16 protein-coding genes and 1 pseudogene are annotated in these 16,126 nt (G+C 68.2%); 14 read left to right on the forward strand and 3 right to left on the reverse strand.

Going from position 1 to position 16,126, the window contains the following annotated elements; all coding sequences use genetic code 11:
* Window positions 1–4 precede the first annotated feature (4 nt).
* Window positions 5–1,000 (forward strand): Bug family tripartite tricarboxylate transporter substrate binding protein, encoded by a 996-nt coding sequence (locus tag AC3A6X_RS32320; protein WP_487846015.1) that lies wholly within the window; start codon window positions 5–7, stop codon window positions 998–1,000.
* A 35-nt stretch (window positions 1,001–1,035) separates the two neighbouring features.
* Here AC3A6X_RS32320 and AC3A6X_RS32325 read toward each other — a convergent pair whose 3' ends face one another.
* Window positions 1,036–1,533 (reverse strand): MarR family winged helix-turn-helix transcriptional regulator, encoded by a 498-nt coding sequence (locus tag AC3A6X_RS32325; RefSeq protein WP_487846016.1) that lies wholly within the window; start codon window positions 1,531–1,533, stop codon window positions 1,036–1,038.
* A 116-nt stretch (window positions 1,534–1,649) separates the two neighbouring features.
* Between AC3A6X_RS32325 and AC3A6X_RS32330 the strand changes: the two genes are divergently transcribed.
* The 3 genes from AC3A6X_RS32330 to AC3A6X_RS32340 are packed head-to-tail and all read left to right on the forward strand — an operon-like array spanning window position 1,650 to window position 4,939.
* Window positions 1,650–2,633: a Bug family tripartite tricarboxylate transporter substrate binding protein gene (locus tag AC3A6X_RS32330; RefSeq protein ID WP_487846017.1), complete on the forward strand. Its 984-nt coding sequence runs from the start codon at window positions 1,650–1,652 to the stop codon at window positions 2,631–2,633.
* An 11-nt stretch (window positions 2,634–2,644) separates the two neighbouring features.
* A complete protein-coding gene (locus AC3A6X_RS32335; RefSeq protein ID WP_487846018.1) occupies window positions 2,645–3,613 on the forward strand; it encodes a Bug family tripartite tricarboxylate transporter substrate binding protein in 969 nt (322 codons plus the stop codon).
* Between the two features lie 9 nt (window positions 3,614–3,622).
* On the forward strand, window positions 3,623–4,939 hold the full coding sequence (locus AC3A6X_RS32340; protein WP_487846019.1) for a sulfatase family protein: 1,317 nt from the start codon (window positions 3,623–3,625) through the stop codon (window positions 4,937–4,939).
* Window positions 4,940–4,959: 20 nt separating this feature from the next.
* Here AC3A6X_RS32340 and AC3A6X_RS32345 read toward each other — a convergent pair whose 3' ends face one another.
* On the reverse strand, window positions 4,960–5,163 hold the full coding sequence (locus AC3A6X_RS32345) for a hypothetical protein (RefSeq protein ID WP_487846020.1): 204 nt from the start codon (window positions 5,161–5,163) through the stop codon (window positions 4,960–4,962).
* Window positions 5,164–5,192: 29 nt separating this feature from the next.
* Here AC3A6X_RS32345 and AC3A6X_RS32350 point away from each other — a divergent pair, with 29 nt between their 5' ends.
* The gene (locus AC3A6X_RS32350; RefSeq protein WP_487846021.1) at window positions 5,193–5,990 is read left to right on the forward strand and encodes an AfsR/SARP family transcriptional regulator; all 798 of its coding nucleotides are present in this window, start codon (window positions 5,193–5,195) and stop codon (window positions 5,988–5,990) included.
* Between the two features lie 28 nt (window positions 5,991–6,018).
* On the opposite strand, the gene AC3A6X_RS32355 is transcribed toward AC3A6X_RS32350, so the two are convergent.
* Window positions 6,019–7,005: an AraC family transcriptional regulator gene (locus AC3A6X_RS32355; RefSeq protein WP_487846022.1), complete on the reverse strand. Its 987-nt coding sequence runs from the start codon at window positions 7,003–7,005 to the stop codon at window positions 6,019–6,021.
* Between the two features lie 71 nt (window positions 7,006–7,076).
* On the opposite strand from AC3A6X_RS32355, the gene AC3A6X_RS32360 reads away from it, so the two are divergent.
* The 9 genes and pseudogenes from AC3A6X_RS32360 to AC3A6X_RS32400 form a co-directional block, all read left to right on the forward strand.
* Window positions 7,077–7,634, forward strand: coding sequence for a PadR family transcriptional regulator (locus tag AC3A6X_RS32360; RefSeq protein ID WP_487846023.1), 558 nt, complete (start codon window positions 7,077–7,079; stop codon window positions 7,632–7,634).
* A gap of 5 nt (window positions 7,635–7,639) precedes the next feature.
* A complete protein-coding gene (locus tag AC3A6X_RS32365; protein ID WP_487846024.1) occupies window positions 7,640–8,473 on the forward strand; it encodes a siderophore-interacting protein in 834 nt (277 codons plus the stop codon).
* A gap of 117 nt (window positions 8,474–8,590) precedes the next feature.
* Entirely contained in the window at window positions 8,591–9,106 is a 516-nt protein-coding gene (locus tag AC3A6X_RS32370; RefSeq protein WP_487846025.1) for a hypothetical protein, read from the forward strand.
* Window positions 9,107–9,217: 111 nt separating this feature from the next.
* Window positions 9,218–11,842, forward strand: a complete 2,625-nt coding sequence (gene mutS, locus AC3A6X_RS32375) for a DNA mismatch repair protein MutS (RefSeq protein ID WP_487846026.1) — start codon at window positions 9,218–9,220, stop codon at window positions 11,840–11,842.
* 13 nt (window positions 11,843–11,855) lie between these two features.
* The gene (locus tag AC3A6X_RS32380) at window positions 11,856–12,704 is read left to right on the forward strand and encodes a proteasome-type protease (RefSeq protein WP_487846027.1); all 849 of its coding nucleotides are present in this window, start codon (window positions 11,856–11,858) and stop codon (window positions 12,702–12,704) included.
* A gap of 532 nt (window positions 12,705–13,236) precedes the next feature.
* Complete coding sequence (locus AC3A6X_RS32385; RefSeq protein ID WP_487846028.1) at window positions 13,237–13,740, forward strand: hypothetical protein; 504 nt, start codon at window positions 13,237–13,239, stop codon at window positions 13,738–13,740.
* 153 nt (window positions 13,741–13,893) lie between these two features.
* Window positions 13,894–14,460 carry a hypothetical protein gene (locus AC3A6X_RS32390; protein WP_487846029.1) on the forward strand — a complete coding sequence of 189 codons (567 nt, stop codon included), beginning with the start codon at window positions 13,894–13,896 and terminating at the stop codon, window positions 14,458–14,460.
* The gene (locus tag AC3A6X_RS32395) at window positions 14,457–14,855 is read left to right on the forward strand and encodes a hypothetical protein (RefSeq protein WP_487846030.1); all 399 of its coding nucleotides are present in this window, start codon (window positions 14,457–14,459) and stop codon (window positions 14,853–14,855) included. Before AC3A6X_RS32390 ends, AC3A6X_RS32395 begins: the two co-directional genes overlap by 4 nt.
* 631 nt (window positions 14,856–15,486) lie before the next feature.
* A pseudogene (locus tag AC3A6X_RS32400) lies at window positions 15,487–16,126 on the forward strand (hypothetical protein); the annotation flags it as partial.

Consider the following 16,126-nt stretch of genomic DNA (forward strand, 5'->3'; position numbering starts at 1 on the left):
ACACATGAACCGCCCTGCTTCCTTCGGCGCGATGCGCCGCCTCGCCCTCGCAGCCGCCTGCGCTGCGCTGGCCCTCGGGCTCGCCGGCCCGCCCGCCCATGCCGACACCGCCTACCCCGCCAAGCCGGTGAAGTTCATCACCAACTTCCCGGCCGGCGGCCCGCTCGACATCCTCGGCCGCGCGCTGGGCGACGCCCTGCAGAAGGATCTGAAGCAGCCCTTCGTGGTGGACAACCGGCCGGGCGCCGGCGGCAACATCGGGGCCGACGTGGTGGCCAAGAGCCCGGCCGACGGCTATGCGGTGCTGCTGTCGATCGACACAACCTTCACCATCAACCCGCATCTCTACGCCTCGATGCCCTTCGCGGCCAAGGACCTGAAGGCGCTGATGATCTTCAGCTCCTCGGGCCTTGCCTTCGGCGTCGGGTCCTCGGTGGACGCGAAGACGCTGCCCGATGTCATCCACCAGGGCAAGGCGCAACCCCTCACCTTCGCCTCCGCGGGCAACGGAAGCCCGGGCCACATCGCCGCCGAGATCTTCTCCAATGCGACCGGCGCGAAGATCACGCACGTGCCTTACAAGGGCAACGCACCGGCCGTCACGGCGCTGCTGTCGGGCGAGGTTCAGGCCGGCATCCTCGCCACGCCCGGCCTGCTGCCGCAACTGCAGGCCGGCAAGCTGCGGGCGCTGGCCGTCACCGGCCGCCAGCGCTCGCCGCTGCTGCCGCAGGTGGCCACCGTCGGCGAGCTCGGCCTCAAGGACCTGGAGTTCGAGGTGCTCTACCTCGCGATGGTGCCGGCGGCGACCCCCGAGCCGGTGATGCAGACCTTGCGCCGCGCGCTGCAGTCCGCGCTGGCCTTGCCGGAGCTCAAGACCCGCCTGGCGTCGCTGGACATGGTGGCGCTGGGCGAAACCGGCGCCGCTGCGCAGCAGCACCTGGACGCCAGCCGCGCGCGCTACGGCAGGATCGTCAAGGCCACCGGCATGAAGCTGGACTGACGCCGATGCACGCGCAGCCTCGCAGGCACAGGCTCTCAGCCCGTGCCGCGCCGGCCGCGGTCGGCCTTCGGCAGCACCGCCTCGCCGGCGAGCTGCTCGGCGCGCGCCTGCAGCTGGCGCAGGGCCTCGTCCAGGCACGCCGCATGGTTGGCGTCCAATGCCGCCAGGAGATCGGCGTTGATGCGCGTCACCAGCGGGTGCAGCTCGTCGTACACCGTCTGCCCGCGCTCGGTGAGTTGCAGCAGCACCTGCCGGCGGTCGCCGGCTGGATGCGTGCGCGACAGCAGGCCTTTCTCGACCAGGGAGCTCACCGCCTTGGACGTGCGCGCCCGGTCGAGCTGGGCATGCTCGGCCAGTTGCGAGGAGCCCAGCCTGCCGCGGCTCGCCAGCGTGGCGATCAGCCGCCATTCGCGCCGCGTGATGCCGAAGCGCCCTTCGCAAAGGCGAATGACCATGCTGCCCGCAACGGACAGCAGGCGGGACAGCCGGTACAGCAGCAGCTCGTCGAGGGATCTGCGCGCGGGGTCGCTCATCTAGTGGTTAGTCCGGGGAATGGTTGATTTGAACAATCGAATGCCCCGACTCTAAATTCGATCGGTGCCGCCGCACGGCCGCGGCCAAACGAACAGAGAGACCGGAGACACCCCCCATGCACACCTTCACCCTTCGTCGCCGCCGCGCGCTCGCCGCCCTGGCCGCCGCAACGCTGGCCCCGCTCGCACACGCGCAGGCCTTCACGCCCGGCCAGCCGATCAAGGTGCTGATCGGCGTGCCCGCCGGCGGCACGCAGGACGTTCTGACGCGCGCCATCGCGCACGAGGTGCGCGAATCGCTGGGCCCGCTGGTGGTCGACAACCGCTCCGGCGCGGCTGGCCGCATCGCGGTCGAGACGGTGAAGACCGCGCCGCCCGATGGCCGCACGCTGCTCCTGGGCACTGCCAGCATGATGACCATGTTCCCCAATGCCTACCGGCAGCTCTCGTACGACCCGGTCAAGGACTTCGTGCCGATCGTCAATGCGGCGCGCTTCGAGCTCGCGCTGGTGGTCCACAAGGACGTGCCCGCCAACACGCTGCCCGAGTTCATCGCCTGGGCCAAGGGCCAGGGCGACAAGCTGAGCTTCGCCTCCTACGGCGCCGGCACGCCCTCGCACTTCCTCGGCGAGATGCTCAACCGCGCCGCCGGGCTGAAGATGGTGCACGTGGCCTACCGCGGCTCGACGCCGGCGCGCCAGGATCTGATGGGCGGCACCGTGCCGGTTTACTTCGACACCGTGGGCGGCGCGCTCCAGCTGCAGACCACCGGGCGCGTGAAGGTGCTGGCCACCAGCGGCGACAAGCGCTCGCCGCTGATGCCCAGCCTGCCCACTTTCGTCGAGGCCGGCTACAAGGACGTGGTGGCCGCGGCGTGGTTCGCCTACTACGCGCCGCGCAGCACGCCGCAGCCCATCGTCGACAAGCTGCGCGCCGAGTTCACCCGGGCGGTCAATGCGCGGGAGGTGCGCCAGCAATTGCTGCAGAACGGCATGTACCCGGCGGGCGACGGACCCGAGGCGCTGCTGAAGACCATGCGCGAGGACACGGCGCGCTGGGGCGGCATCATGCGGGCCGTGAACTTCACTGCCAACGACTGAACATCCACAACATGCTCCAACATCTTCTGCGCCGCCTCGCCGGCATCCTCACCCTCAGCGCGCTGGCGACGAGCGGCGCCTTCGCCCAAACCCCGGACGGCCCGCTGCGCATCGTCGTGGGCTACGCACCCGGCGGCGCCACCGACCGCGTGGCGCGCATCGTGGGCGACAAGCTCCAGGCCAGGCTCGGCGTGCCGGTGGTCGTCGACAACAAGCCCGGCGCCGGCGGGCGCCTCGCGGCCCAGCAGGTCAAGGCCACGCCCGCCGGCCAGAACGTGCTGATGCTGGCCAACCCCGCCGTGATGGTGGTGGCGCCGCTGGTCTTCAAGGACAACGGCTATGACGCCGAGCGCGACTTCGTGCCGGTCTCGCACGTCAACGACTACGAGTTCGCGTTGTCGGTCTCGACCGCCGTGCCGGTGCGCGAACTGTCCCACCTGCTGGCGTGGATGCGGGCCAATCCCGACAAGGCCAATGTCGGCGTGCCGGCCACCGGCAGCCTGCCGCACTTCTTCGGCCTGATGGTGGGCGAGAAGGCCAAGGTGCGGACCGAGGTGGTCGGCTACCGCGGCTCGGCGCCCCTCTTGACCGACCTGATCGGCGGACAGGTGCCGATCGCCGTCGACACGCTGGACGTGGTCATCCCGCAGCACCAGTCCGGCAAGGTGCGCATCCTCGCGATGTCCGGCGCAAAGCGCTCGCCCTTCGCGCCCGAGGTGCCGACCTTCAAGGAGGCCGGGCTCGATCTCGTCGCACTGGGCTGGAACGCCTTCTTCGCACCGGCGAGCATGCCGCGCGAGAAGGTCGCCCGCTACGCACAGGCCATCCGCGAGGTCATGCAGGAGCCGGACACGGTCCGCCGCTTCAAGGATTCGCTGATGACGCCGGTGGTCAGCACGCAGGAGCAGACCGCCGCCATGCTCAAGGCCTACCGCGCGCAATGGGCGCCGGTCGTCCAGAAATCCGGCTACCAACCCTGACCCCCTCACATGCAACGCCCCAACATCATCTTCATCGTCGCCGACGACCTCGGCTTTGCCGACCTCGGCTGCTACGGCGGGCGCGATGCCGCCTTCGGCCCCGTGTCGCCGGTGCTGGACGGCCTCGCTGCCAAGGGCGTGCGCTTCACGCAGGGCTATGCGAACTCGCCGGTGTGCTCGCCCACGCGCTTCGCGCTGATGACGGCGCGCTACCAGTACCGCTTGCGCGGCGCGGCCGAGGAGCCGATCAACAGCAAGAGCCGCGGCAGCACGACGCTGGGCCTGCCGCCCGCGCACCCCACGCTGCCCTCGCTGCTGCGCGAGGCGGGCTACCGCACGGCGCTGATCGGCAAGTGGCACCTGGGCTTTCCGCCCGCCTTCGGGCCGCTGCGCTCGGGCTACGAGGAGTTCTTCGGCCCGATGTCGGGCGGGGTCGACTACTTCACGCACTGCGACTCGGCCGGCCGCCACGACCTGTGGGCGGGCGAGGAAGACAAGCAGGAAGAGGGCTACCTCACCGACCTGTTCTCGCGCCGCGCAGTCGACTACGTGGAGCGCATGGCGGGCCAGCAGGCACCCTTCTTCCTGAGCCTGCACTACACGGCGCCGCACTGGCCCTGGGAAACGCGCGAGGACGAGGGCCGCGCGCCGGCGGTGAAGAATAACCTCTTCGACCTGGCCGGCGGCAACATCCACGTCTACCGCCGCATGATCCATCACATGGACGAGGGCATCGGCTGGATCATGGCCGCGCTGGAGAAGCAGGGCATCGCCGACAACACGCTGGTCGTCTTCACCAGCGACAACGGCGGCGAGCGCTTCTCCGACAACTGGCCGCTGGTGGGCGGCAAGATGGACCTGACCGAGGGCGGCATCCGCGTGCCGTGGATCGCGCACTGGCCCGCCGTCATTCGCGCCGGCAGCGAGACCGCCCAGCATTGCATGACGATGGACTGGTCCGCGACGATGCTCGAAGCCGCCGGTGCCCAGGCCGACCCGGACTACCCGCTGGATGGCGTGTCGCTGCTGCCCGTGCTGCGCGATGCGACGACGGGCTTGCGCCGCCCGCTGCACTGGCGCATGAACCACCGCGGCCAGCGCGCCCTGCGCGACGGCGACTGGAAGTACCTGCAGGTCGATGGCCACGAGTACCTGTTCAACATCCCGGCCGACGAGCGCGAGCGCGCGAACCAGGCCAGCCGCGAGCCGCAGCGGCTGGCCGCGATGCGCGCGGCCTGGGAGTCATGGAACGCGAGCATGCCCGCCATCCCGGAGGATGCGACCGTGAGCCTGGGCTACTCGGCCAAGGACATGCCGCAGCGTTGAGCGCCGGGCCGGGGCCTGCCTCAGGCCGACGACGAAGACGTCCGCCCCGCGCCCGGGGCGGTGTCGTCGTCCTCCTCGGCCATACTTAGAATGTCCTGGGCCGAAAGCTTCCCGATCAGTTCCGGATGGTCGCGGTTCACATGCGCCTGTACGGCGGCAATGAGTTCCGCATCGGTGGAGCCACGGACCGCTTCGCCGCATTCACAGTTGATCACCTTTGCCATGTCTTCCTCCTTTCAACGGGGGTGTCACGATGGTGCCAGACGAGGATGGAGAAAACCTTGGCGAAACATTGGCGCCCGGGGCGGAAACGCGGATCCAGCTTTGCGGACGACTGGTGGCCAAGCTCGAGGGGCGGCGCGTCGAGGAGCTGTTGCCGGGGCGCCAGGGCCGGCTTCTCTTCGCTTACCTCGCGGCGCAACGCAGGCACGCCCTCACGCGGTCGCAGCTCACTCAAGCACTCTGGCCGAACAATCCGCCACCGGCCGCCGATGCGGCACTGAGCGCCTTGCTCGCCAAGCTCCGAGGGGTGCTGGGCGCGCACGCCGTGCTCGGGAAGCAAGAGCTGCGGCTGGTACTCCCTGCCGATGCCTGGATCGACCTGGAAGCCGCTCTCGAGGGATTGCATCGGGCGGAATCCGCCGTCGCGCGCCAGGACTGGACCGCCGCATGGGGGCCGGCCCGCGTCGCCTTGCACATCGCCATGCGGCCCTTTCTTCCGGGCTATGACGCAGCCTGGATCGACGCGACCCGCGAACAGATCGACGACGTCCTGCTCCGGGCCCACGAGTGCGTCGCCGTCACCGGTCTCGCGCTGCGCGGGAGCGAGCTGGCATCGGCCGCACGTTCGGCGCGCGCGCTGATGAAGCGGGCGCCCTACCGCGAATCGGGCTACCGCTTCATGATGGAAATCCTTGCGCTCCGGGGCAATGTCGCCGAGGCGCTGCTGATCCACGAGCGCCTGCGCCGACTGCTGTGCGACGACCTCGGTGCGTCCCCCAGTCCCGCAACGCTGGCCGTTCACAAGCGGCTTCTGCAGGGGACCTCATGACAAGGTCGCCGGGCCTGCGCAGCAGGCGCTAGAGCGTCCGCACCGGCATGCACAGCATGCAGCTGAAGGCTCCCGTCTTCTCGTCCATCACGAAGTCGGGGCCGTAGACCTCCAGCGGCGCGCCGTCGGCGGCCTGCCAGCCGCTGTCCGGCAGCCACTCGCACAACCGCATCCACGCGGTGTGGATCTCCGTCGGCGGGCCGATGAATTCGCAGCAGGCATAACGCCCGCCAGGCAGTGTCTGCACGCCGATCTCACCCGCGGGCCGGAAGCCCTCGTCGACCTCGATGCAGGCGTCGTAGCGGCAGCGCGCGGGTGGCGTGACGTCGGGGTTGTCGTGGCTCACGCCGTACATCGTGCGGCGCGGCTGCATCAGCCCCTGTTCGCCGCACCAGGCGGCGAAGCGCTGCCACAGGCGCGTGATGTTCGATTCGCCATAAGGCCCGACATGGCGCATGTAGGCCACGCGCACCGCCGGTAAGGTCTTGAGTTCCACGTTCATGTCGCTGTCTCCGGGTTGAGGAACATGGCCCTGGGGCCAGGAACGCTCATCGTGGCGGAAGGCCGCCATCACGGCTTGCTGCGACTTGCGATCGGCTTGATGAATCTTGCTGAGCTCGACGCGATGGCGCTGGGCCCAGCCGCGGTAGGCGCCGCGCCGCCAGTGCGTGGGCGTCGCGCCAAAGTGCGCGCTGAAGGCGCGCGTGAACACCGGCGCCGAGCCGAAGCCCACGTCCAAAGCGATGGCCAGCACCGGCTCTGGCGGCAGGCCGAGCAAACGCGCCGCGGCCACCTCCAGGCGCCGCCGCCGCACGCAGTCGGCCAGGGTCTCGCCCGTCATCGCCTGGAACACGCGGTGGAAATGCCAGGCCGAGAAATGCGCAACGCCGGCCAGGGTGGCGAGATCCAGCGGGTCCGCCAGATGACCGTCGATGTGGTCGATCACGCGGTTGATGCGCGCGACATAGGTGTGGCGAGGGGTGCTCACCAGCCACCCCACCCCGCGCAGGGGCATGCGTGCGTCTTGACTAAGATACTATTTAGATATATCTTTTCTAAATCCGATACAGACATGCAAAGACCCTCATGCGAGCTTTCCGACACTTTCTACACGGTCACCCCCGCGGCGACCATGGCGACGGCCTGAGCGGCGGTCGCGGCGGCCGGGGCGGTGGCGGCCGCATCTTCGGCCACGGCGGCCTGCGCTTCGCGCTGCTGCAGCTGATCGCCAACAAGCCCAGCCACGGCTACGAGCTGATCAAGTTCATCGAGGAGCGCCTGGGTGGCCGCTACAGCCCGAGCCCGGGCATCGTCTACCCCACGCTGACCTTGCTCGAGGAACTGGGCTACGTCAGCGTCGACACCGCCGAGGGCGGCAGCCGCAAGCGCTACACCATCACCGAGGCCGGGCGCGAGTTCCTCGCCGCCAACCGCGAGATCACCGACGAGATGATGGCCCGCATGAGCGGCGGCGTCGACGGCGCCGGCCCGCGCGCCGGCCGGCCGCCGCAGGTGGTGCGCGCCATCGAGAACCTCAAGCTCGCGATGCGCCTGCGCCTCGCGCGCGAACCACTCACCGAACAACAAGCCCACGAATTCGCCGCGGTGCTCGACAGCGCCGCCCAGCAACTTGAACGGATCTGAATCCCATGACCGATTTGCCCTCTCCCTCCTCTATCCCCGACCGCCTGCCGCGCCGTGTGCGCCACGAGCTGCGCTTTCGCAAGCTCGAAGTGCGCGCCGTCCAGCGCGTGACGCCGCACCTGGTGCGCATCACGCTCGGCGGCGAGGAACTCGCCGGCTTCACCAGCCCCGGCTTCGACGACCATTCGAAGCTCTTCTTTCCCGATCCGCAGACTGGCGCACTGCTGTTGCCGACGGTTGGCCCGGACGGCCCTTCCTGGCCCCAAGGCGCCAAGCCCGCCATGCGCGACTACACGCCGCGGCACCACGATGCCGCGGCCGGCACGCTCGACTTCGACTTCGCCCTGCACGAGGCCGGCCCCGCCACCCGCTGGGCCGAGCAGGCCCGCGTGGGCGACGTGCTGGGCGTGGGCGGGCCGCGCGGCTCCTTCATCGTGCCGACGGATTTCGACTGGCACCTGCTGATCGGCGACGACACCGCGCTGCCCGCGATCTCGCGCCGCCTGGCCGAACTGCCCGCGGGCGCGCGCGTGCTGGTGCTGGCGGAGGTGGACCACGAGGCCGACCAGATTCCGCTGCCGACCCAGGCTGAGCTCATGCTGCACTGGGTGCATCGGCGCAACGCCGCGCCCGGCACCGGCAGCGCCCTGCTCGACACACTGCGCGCGCTCGCCCTTCCGGCAGGCGATTTCCACGCCTGGGTCGCTTGCGAATCGGCCGTCGCCAAGGCCTTGCGAGCCCATCTGGTCGCGGAACGCGGCGCAAACCCGAAGTGGATCCGCGCCTCGGGCTACTGGCGCCGCGGCGCCGTGGCCACGCACGACACCATCGAGGATTGATGCGCCCGCGCAACTGGCCGAACGCGCTAGGCCGTGCCGCCGTTTGACACCTCTTCCTCACGCGACCAGAATTTCAATTGAGTACTTAATGACTATTCGTCCGCGAGGGATTCAGAGATGGAGATCGGACTTGCCCAATGGCAGTTCCTGCTGGCACTGCTGACGGGCGCATTGCTTCTGTTCGTCGTCATGTGGATCGCCTGGCACCGTGTCTCCGAGCGGCGCGAGGCCGAGCGCCGCATCGCCGCGGCGCGGGTTCGCTCCGGCCATGTGCCGCTGGAGATCCCGACCGTGCGCAGCGGGCTGACCCACGCCGGCGATTCGGTGCCCGACACCCTGCCCGAGTGGTTCATCCAGGGCAAGGGCGAGCATTCCATCGTCGACGAGCAGCCGCGCATCCGCGTGCGCTACGTCGACCCGCACGGCCGCAAGGCGGAGTGCACGATGCAGGTCGAGCACCTGGACCTGCAGAAGAAGATCCTCACCGGGCATGGCGAATTGCCCGGCGACACCTACCGCATCCCCCTGCACATGATCACCGGGGCGCGCATCGCCGAGTCGGGGCAGCGCTTCAACGTCGACACCTGGGTGGATGCCGTGCGCGTTGCGCGGCGGCGGCGCGGGCAGATCTAGGGTCCTGCCTCGCCCACGCGAAACAATGGGCGTCTGCCGCGAGGCAGACGCCCGTTTCCTTATGATGCGGGCCCGGCCGCCTTTGTGGCCTCGCACCGACCCACTGCCCTGATGACCCTCCCCGCGACAGCGCCCCACACGCCCATGATGAGCCAGTACCTGGCTCTCAAGGCGGACCATCCCGACACCCTGTTGTTCTACCGGATGGGCGATTTCTACGAGCTGTTCTACGCCGACGCCGAGAAGGCCGCGCGCCTGCTCGACATCACGCTGACGCAGCGCGGCCAGTCGGCCGGGCAGCCGGTGGTGATGTGCGGGGTGCCCTTCCACTCGGTCGACACCTACCTGGCGCGGCTGATCAAGCTCGGCGAGTCGGTGGCCATCTGCGAGCAGGTCGGCGAGGTGGGCGTGGCCAAGGGGCCGGTGGAGCGCAAGGTGGTGCGCGTGGTCACGCCCGGCACGCTGACCGATGTCGAGCTGCTGCAGGACAAGAGCGACTCGCTGCTGCTCGCGGTGCATGCGGGCAGCCGTAACTTCTGCGGCCTGGCCTGGCTCAGCGTCACCGGCGCCGAGCTGCGCCTGGCCGAATGCCCGGCCGATGCGCTGGAAGCCTGGATCGCGCGCGTCGGGCCGAGCGAGCTGCTCTACAGCGCGGAGGTCACGCCCGGCTTCGAGCAACGCCTGAAGGCGGCGCGCAACGGTGCGGCCTTCACGCTCTCGGTGCGGCCGGCCTGGCAGTTCGACGGCGGCCTGGGCGAGCGCAAGCTGTGCGAGCAGATGGGCAGCAGCAGCCTCGCAGCCTGGGGCGCGGAGGCGCTCGCCAATGCCCACGCGGCCGCGGCCGCGCTGCTGGGCTACGCGGAACATACGCAGGGCCGCGCGCTGTCGCACGTGCAGCGGCTCGCGGTGGAGCGCGACGGCGAGCTGATCGAGCTGCCGCCCACCACGCGCCGCAACCTGGAGCTGGTGCAGACGCTGCGCGGCGAGGATTCGCCCACGCTCTTCTCGCTGCTCGACACCTGCATGACGGGCATGGGCAGCCGGCTGCTCAAGCGCTGGCTGCTGGCGCCGCGCCGCGACCGCAGCGAAGCGCAGGCGCGGCTGGAAGCCATCGCGGCGCTGCAGGCCGCTCCCCTGGGCAGCACCGCAGCGCCGTGGCGCCTGCTCCGCGACCGCCTCAAGAACACCAGCGACGTGGAACGCATCGCCGCGCGCATCGCGCTGCGCCAGGTGCGCCCGCGCGAGCTGGTCGCGCTGCGCATGGCGCTGGCCAAGGCGCACGAGCTGGCGCCGGTCCTGCCCGACGCCTCGCCGCTGCTCACGCGAATGGCCGGGCAGCTCGCGCCGCCGCCGGGCTGCGTGGAACTGCTGGTGGCGGCCATCCACCCCGAGCCATCCGCACTGGTGCGCGACGGCGGCGTGATCGCCACCGGCCACGACGCCGAGCTCGACGAGCTGCGCGCCATCAGCGAGAACAGCGACGCTTTCCTGGTGCAGCTCGAGGCCAGCGAGCGCGAGCGCACCGGCATTTCGAACCTGCGCGTGCAGTTCAACCGCGTGCATGGCTTCTATATCGAGGTCACGCAAAGCGCGCTCTCCAAGGTGCCGGACAACTACCGCCGCCGCCAGACGCTGAAGAACGCCGAGCGCTTCATCACGCCTGAGCTCAAGACCTTCGAGGACAAGGCGCTGTCGGCGCAGGACCGCTCGCTGGCGCGCGAGAAATGGCTCTACGAGCAGCTGCTCGATGCGCTGCAGCCTTCGGTCGCGGCGCTCACGCGGCTCGCGGGTGCGCTGGCCGCGCTCGATGCGCTGTGCGCCCTGGCCGAGCGCTCGCATACGCTGCACTGGCGGCCGCCTTCCTTCGTGACGCATCCCTGCATCGAGATCGAGAAGGGCCGCCACCCGGTGGTCGAAGCCAGGCTGGCCGAGAAATCATCCGGCGCGTTCATTGCGAACGACACGCGCATGGGCCCCCAACAACGCCTGCAGGTGATCACCGGCCCCAACATGGGCGGCAAGTCCACCTACATGCGGCAGGTCGCGATCATCGTGCTGCTCGCCTCCATCGGCTCGCACGTGCCGGCCGATGCCTGCCGGCTCGGGCCCATCGATGCCATCCACACCCGCATCGGCGCCGCCGACGACCTGGCCAACGCGCAGTCGACCTTCATGCTGGAGATGACCGAGGCCGCGCAGATCCTGCACGGCGCCACCGCCCATTCGCTGGTGCTGATGGACGAGATCGGCCGCGGCACCAGCACCTTCGACGGCCTGGCGCTGGCCGCCGGCATCGCGGCCCAGCTGCATGACCGCACGCGCGCCTTCACTCTGTTCGCAACCCACTATTTCGAGCTGACCGAGTTCCCGGCCACGCACCATGGCGCGGTCAACATGCACGTCAGCGCCACCGAGGCGGGGCGCGACATCGTGTTCCTGCACGAGATGCAGCCGGGGCCGGCCAGCAAGAGCTACGGCATCCAGGTCGCGCGGCTGGCCGGCATGCCGGCCGCGGTGGTCAACCATGCGCGCCAGGCGCTCGAAGCCCTGGAGGCCCAGCAGCAACAGGCCCGCGCCCAGGTCGACCTGTTCGCACCGCCGCCCGCGGTGGAGGCGCCGCCGGCCAGCGCCGTAGAATCCGCGCTGACCGCGCTCGATCCCGACACCCTGAGCCCGCGCGAGGCGCTCGAAGCGATCTATACCCTCAAGAAACTACACGCGCGCGAGCACGGTTAGGGCCTGTTAACACATGACTTACTGCGTAGGCATCAAACTCAACGCCGGCCTGGTGTTCCTCTCCGACTCGCGGACCAACGCGGGGGTGGATCACATCAGCACCTTCCGCAAGATGATCGTCTACGAGCAGCCGGGCGACCGCGTCATGGTGCTGCTGTCGGCCGGCAACCTGAGCATCTCGCAGTCGGTGCGCGAGATTTTGCAGATCGAGGAACTGCGCGAAGTACGCGAAACGCGCGAGGACGGCGAGGACGGCGAGCCCATCACCATCTGGAACGCGAAGAGCATGTTCGACGCCGCGCGCGTGCTGGGCTCGGCCGTGCGCCATGTGTACGACCGCGACGCCGAGGCGCTCAAGCACGCCGGCCTGGAGTTCAACGTCTCCTTCATCTTCGGCGGCCAGGTCAAGGGCGAAGGCATGCGCCTGTTCCTGGTGTACGCCGCCGGCAATTTCATCGAGGCCACCACCGAAACGCCCTATTTCCAGGTCGGCGAGTCCAAGTACGGCAAGCCGGTGCTCGACCGCGTGCTGACGCCCGACACCCCGCTGGACGAGGCCGCCAAGTGTGCGCTGGTCTCGATGGACTCCACCATGAAGTCCAACCTCTCGGTTGGCCTGCCATTGGACCTGGTGGTGTACGAGGCCAATCGCCTGCAGACCGACAAGGTGGTCTGCATCGACGCCGACAACCCCTACTACCGCATGGTGCACAACAGCTGGGGCCAGAAGCTGCGCGAGGTGTTCGACAGCATCGAGGACCCGGTCTGGGACGACACCTACGCCGAGCATCCGCTCAAGATGCCGGCCACGCGCCACAGCCCGCTGCGCAAGATCTCGACGCCGGAAGAAAAGCTCATCTGAGCGGCTGACGCGCTGGCCGCGATCGAAAACGGTCGATCGCCCCCCTCTAACACCCCGCCAAGCGGTCTCGCGCCGCCCCCGTCAAAGAGGATTAATCCGCCGCGGGATCAACGCGGGCGGGCCAACCGGCTCAAGCCGTTGCCGCGCACCCCGTGCTCCTCGACAGCACGGTGCCTGACCCTCTGCGACCGCCGAAACCAGGTGCCTGCCGACAGAGGAAATCCGCCGCCGATCGACGTTGGCGGGCCAAGCGGCCCAAGCTGTCAATGAACACATGATCCGCGACAGGCAACCTGACGGGCACGCAGCAATACGCCAGGAACCGGGCACGCCCCGCGCAGCCGGTGCGTGGCCTGAAGCGGGCCACACACAGCACTCCTTGCCGTGAGCCGCCGCGCGGCGGCGACTTGGCTCCTCCGGGCCTATCGACCTGACGAGCGAAAGACAACACTGAAGTCAAGCCGGTGATCGAGCGAGACCGATCCCGAGGCCAGATTCCAGAGTCGTCTCGCATCCGTTCAGGAGCTTCGCCGTGACAAGCACGACACTCGACACCGAACTCATGCAGCGCGCATTGCACGAGATCGACCAGTTGCTCTCCGCGCTCGAAGCGCCTGCCAGGGCGCATCAATGCCTGCCGCGCGACGAATTCTCCGCAGCAACTTACGAACAGCCGGGCGCCCGGCAGGCACCTACGCCGTCGGCGGTGTATTTCTGCCTGACCTCCGCCAGTGCGCTGCTGGAGGTGAGCCGCTCTTTGCTGAGCCACCTCGACGTGCTCCCGGCGGACACCCGCCCAGCGAACTGGAGCTCGCTGAGCGCGGCGTCCAAGGCAGCCGGCCAGTCGGCCTTCCTGGCTTCCGTGATGTTGGCCGCACCCCCGGCAAGCGATGCTGCACCGACCTCTCCGGACGACATGTGGGCACCTACGCGAGCCTGCCGCCCTGCTGCCGTGCCAGTGCCGCCAAGGGGCGCATCGGTCGGCATGAGCTTCAAGATGAAGCTTCGAAACCTGTTCGATGCAGTCGCCGCCTAGCAGGCGGAAACCATCGATTCGCAGAGGCCCGTGAGGCCTCCCCACTAGCCCCTCTCCGGGACTAGCCCCTTCCAAGTTTTCTTCGCCAAGTTCTTTGCGCCTCCGCATGGCGCAGGGGGACTTTTTTTCATTTTTTCTACTAGGAGATACAGCTTGAAAAAGATAGACAAAAGCGCCCTTCTGCTATTCGTTGCAGCAGGGGCGCTCGCGGGTTGCGGTGGTGGGGGCAGCGGCCCGGGCGGCGGCTTCGTCCCATCGCAAGGCGCGGAGGCGATGCCGGCTTCGACAGTTGCTGCGTCAGCCGATGCTACAGCCGCATCGGCGGTCGAGCCGGCCGACAAGGAAGCAGAGGCACTCAGCAAGCTCGACGCCTCGTGGATCAAGGTCGCCAACGAAGGCCAGACACTCAACCTGGCCACGTTGACGGTGGTGCAATACGGCGCGAACTCGTCCTGGACCAGCCGGAAGCTGTCCGGCACGGTGGCTTGCGACAACGCCACCTTTGGCGACCCGCTGCAGTTTGTGGCGAAGGCGTGCTATGTGCAAACGCCTGCACCTGCACCTGCACCCGCTCCCGCTCCCGCACCGGCCACTGGGCCTGCTGCAGGAACTGTGCTCGCCAAGGAAGGCTCGTCGTTCACGGTGCCTGCCCCGACACTCGTGAAGTACGGCGCCGACACTCGCTGGGTCACCAAGACTGTCACTGGAACAGCAGCTTGACCAAGCGCCCGACCGCCCTTTGGACCAGTGCCACCCGCAGCTACTGGAGCAAGGACGAGCAGCAGCGGATCCCCAACTACCCGTTCTGGCAGACCGTGCCGCAATACGCTCGCGCCGCCAGCGTGCTGCGCACGATGGAGGACTCGCGGGTCGACCCGATCATGGTCACCATGGCCGACAACTACTCGACCCAGGGCAACGTCCTGACGGTTGCCGACTATGCAGGGGCCAGCATCTCCAACTACCGCTTCGGCGACGTGGTCTACCCCGATCCGAGCAGCGGCTTCTGCACCCAGGCCGGGGCCTGCCCGACGTACACCTACCTGGGAGAGTTCGCCGGCAAGCTGGCGCTTCCGTTCAAGCCGACGTCGGTGCACAGCTCGAACGTGCCGTGATGCGCTGAATTCATCGCCGATCCAAGGCCCCAGCTTCGGCTGGGGCCTTTTTTTTAGCTCTTTCAACTTAATCGGAATTAAGTATTCATTGACCGCGTGGGAGAGTCGCGACGCCTTCAAACTAATTTATTAAAGAAATTACTTCACCGGGCCACCATCCGATATTCCGCGGCGACGACGTGAACAAGTGCCTGTCTTGCCGTCTTTGGTTTGGCGCAAAAGAGATCGCTGAATCGACAATAACGTCAATCCAGACATTTATTGAAATTAAAGGCAATACCAGACAAAGTTCAGTACATATAGATTACCTAAGTACTCAAAAGAACCGATGAAAGTCGGTTGCAGCTCTGACGATCGAATCGCAGTGGCACCGTGAAGAAGAAAGGCGACACGTGGGCGTTCTCTTTGAAGAACGATAAGGCTGTCGCCGCGGTCCAGTTGGGTTCGACGCCCGGCGGCCTCAGGCCCCACACCACGCGCAGGGTCGAGCACGGACAACGTGCCACATCCCTCTAGCCCACGGGGCGATCAGCCTCTCTCGTTCCAGCCATTTATTTACCAGTTTCTTTGCGCCCTTTGCAGGCGCAAGGGACTTCTTTTTCTCGTCCACAGGTCGATCAGGAGATTCAGTGTGAAAAATATCAACAAAAGCGCGCTTCTGCTTTTTGTTGCAGCAGGCGCACTCGCGGGCTGCGGAGGGGGCGGAAGCGGCTCCGGCGGCAGCTTCGCTCTCCCCCAAAGCACGGATGCGGCTACAGCTTCGCCGGCTGCATCGACGACGGCACCGGCAGTCGAGCCCGCCGCAGACAAGGAGGCAGCGCTCGGAAAGCTGCTCGATGCGAGCTGGGTCAAGGTCGCCAACGAGGACCAGGGATTCAACCTGGCCGCGCCGACGGTGGTGCAATACGGCGCGAACTCGACCTGGACCAGCAAGCAGCTGTCCGGCGCAGTCGCCTGCAACAACGCCACCTTCGGCGACCCGCTGCCGTTTGTGGCGAAGGCGTGCTATGTGCAACCCGCCGCCGCGGGAACCTTGCTCGCCAGGGAGGGGGCCGCATTCACGGTGGCTGTTGCGACACTGGTGAAGTACGGCGCCGACACGCGCTGGATCACCAAGGAAGTCATCGGATCAGCGGCCTGCACGAACGCATTCTTCGGCAAGGACCCTGCGGTCATGACGGTGAAGTCATGCATCTCGGCCGGCCCTGCGACGGCTGCGGCTCCCGCGCCGGCTCCCGCTCCCGCTCCCGCCCCCGCCCCCGCCCCCGCCC

The sequence above is a fragment of the Variovorax sp. Soil_C_12 genome (assembly GCF_057657375.1).

Excerpts from the sequence above, each read along its gene's own strand:
- AC3A6X_RS32325 (WP_487846016.1), bottom strand. The coding sequence starts at position 1,533 with ATGAGCGACCCCGCGCGCAGATCCCTCGACGAGCTGCTGCTGTACCGG.
- AC3A6X_RS32365 (WP_487846024.1), top strand. The coding sequence starts at position 7,640 with ATGACCGATTTGCCCTCTCCCTCCTCTATCCCCGACCGCCTGCCGCGC.
- AC3A6X_RS32340 (WP_487846019.1), top strand. The coding sequence starts at position 3,623 with ATGCAACGCCCCAACATCATCTTCATCGTCGCCGACGACCTCGGCTTT.
- AC3A6X_RS32330 (WP_487846017.1), top strand. The coding sequence starts at position 1,650 with ATGCACACCTTCACCCTTCGTCGCCGCCGCGCGCTCGCCGCCCTGGCC.
- mutS (WP_487846026.1), top strand. The coding sequence starts at position 9,218 with ATGACCCTCCCCGCGACAGCGCCCCACACGCCCATGATGAGCCAGTAC.
- AC3A6X_RS32355 (WP_487846022.1), bottom strand. The coding sequence starts at position 7,005 with ATGCCCCTGCGCGGGGTGGGGTGGCTGGTGAGCACCCCTCGCCACACC.
- AC3A6X_RS32370 (WP_487846025.1), top strand. The coding sequence starts at position 8,591 with ATGGAGATCGGACTTGCCCAATGGCAGTTCCTGCTGGCACTGCTGACG.
- AC3A6X_RS32360 (WP_487846023.1), top strand. The coding sequence starts at position 7,077 with ATGCGAGCTTTCCGACACTTTCTACACGGTCACCCCCGCGGCGACCAT.
- AC3A6X_RS32335 (WP_487846018.1), top strand. The coding sequence starts at position 2,645 with ATGCTCCAACATCTTCTGCGCCGCCTCGCCGGCATCCTCACCCTCAGC.
- AC3A6X_RS32380 (WP_487846027.1), top strand. The coding sequence starts at position 11,856 with ATGACTTACTGCGTAGGCATCAAACTCAACGCCGGCCTGGTGTTCCTC.
- AC3A6X_RS32345 (WP_487846020.1), bottom strand. The coding sequence starts at position 5,163 with ATGGCAAAGGTGATCAACTGTGAATGCGGCGAAGCGGTCCGTGGCTCC.
- AC3A6X_RS32320 (WP_487846015.1), top strand. The coding sequence starts at position 5 with ATGAACCGCCCTGCTTCCTTCGGCGCGATGCGCCGCCTCGCCCTCGCA.
- AC3A6X_RS32350 (WP_487846021.1), top strand. The coding sequence starts at position 5,193 with ATGGTGCCAGACGAGGATGGAGAAAACCTTGGCGAAACATTGGCGCCC.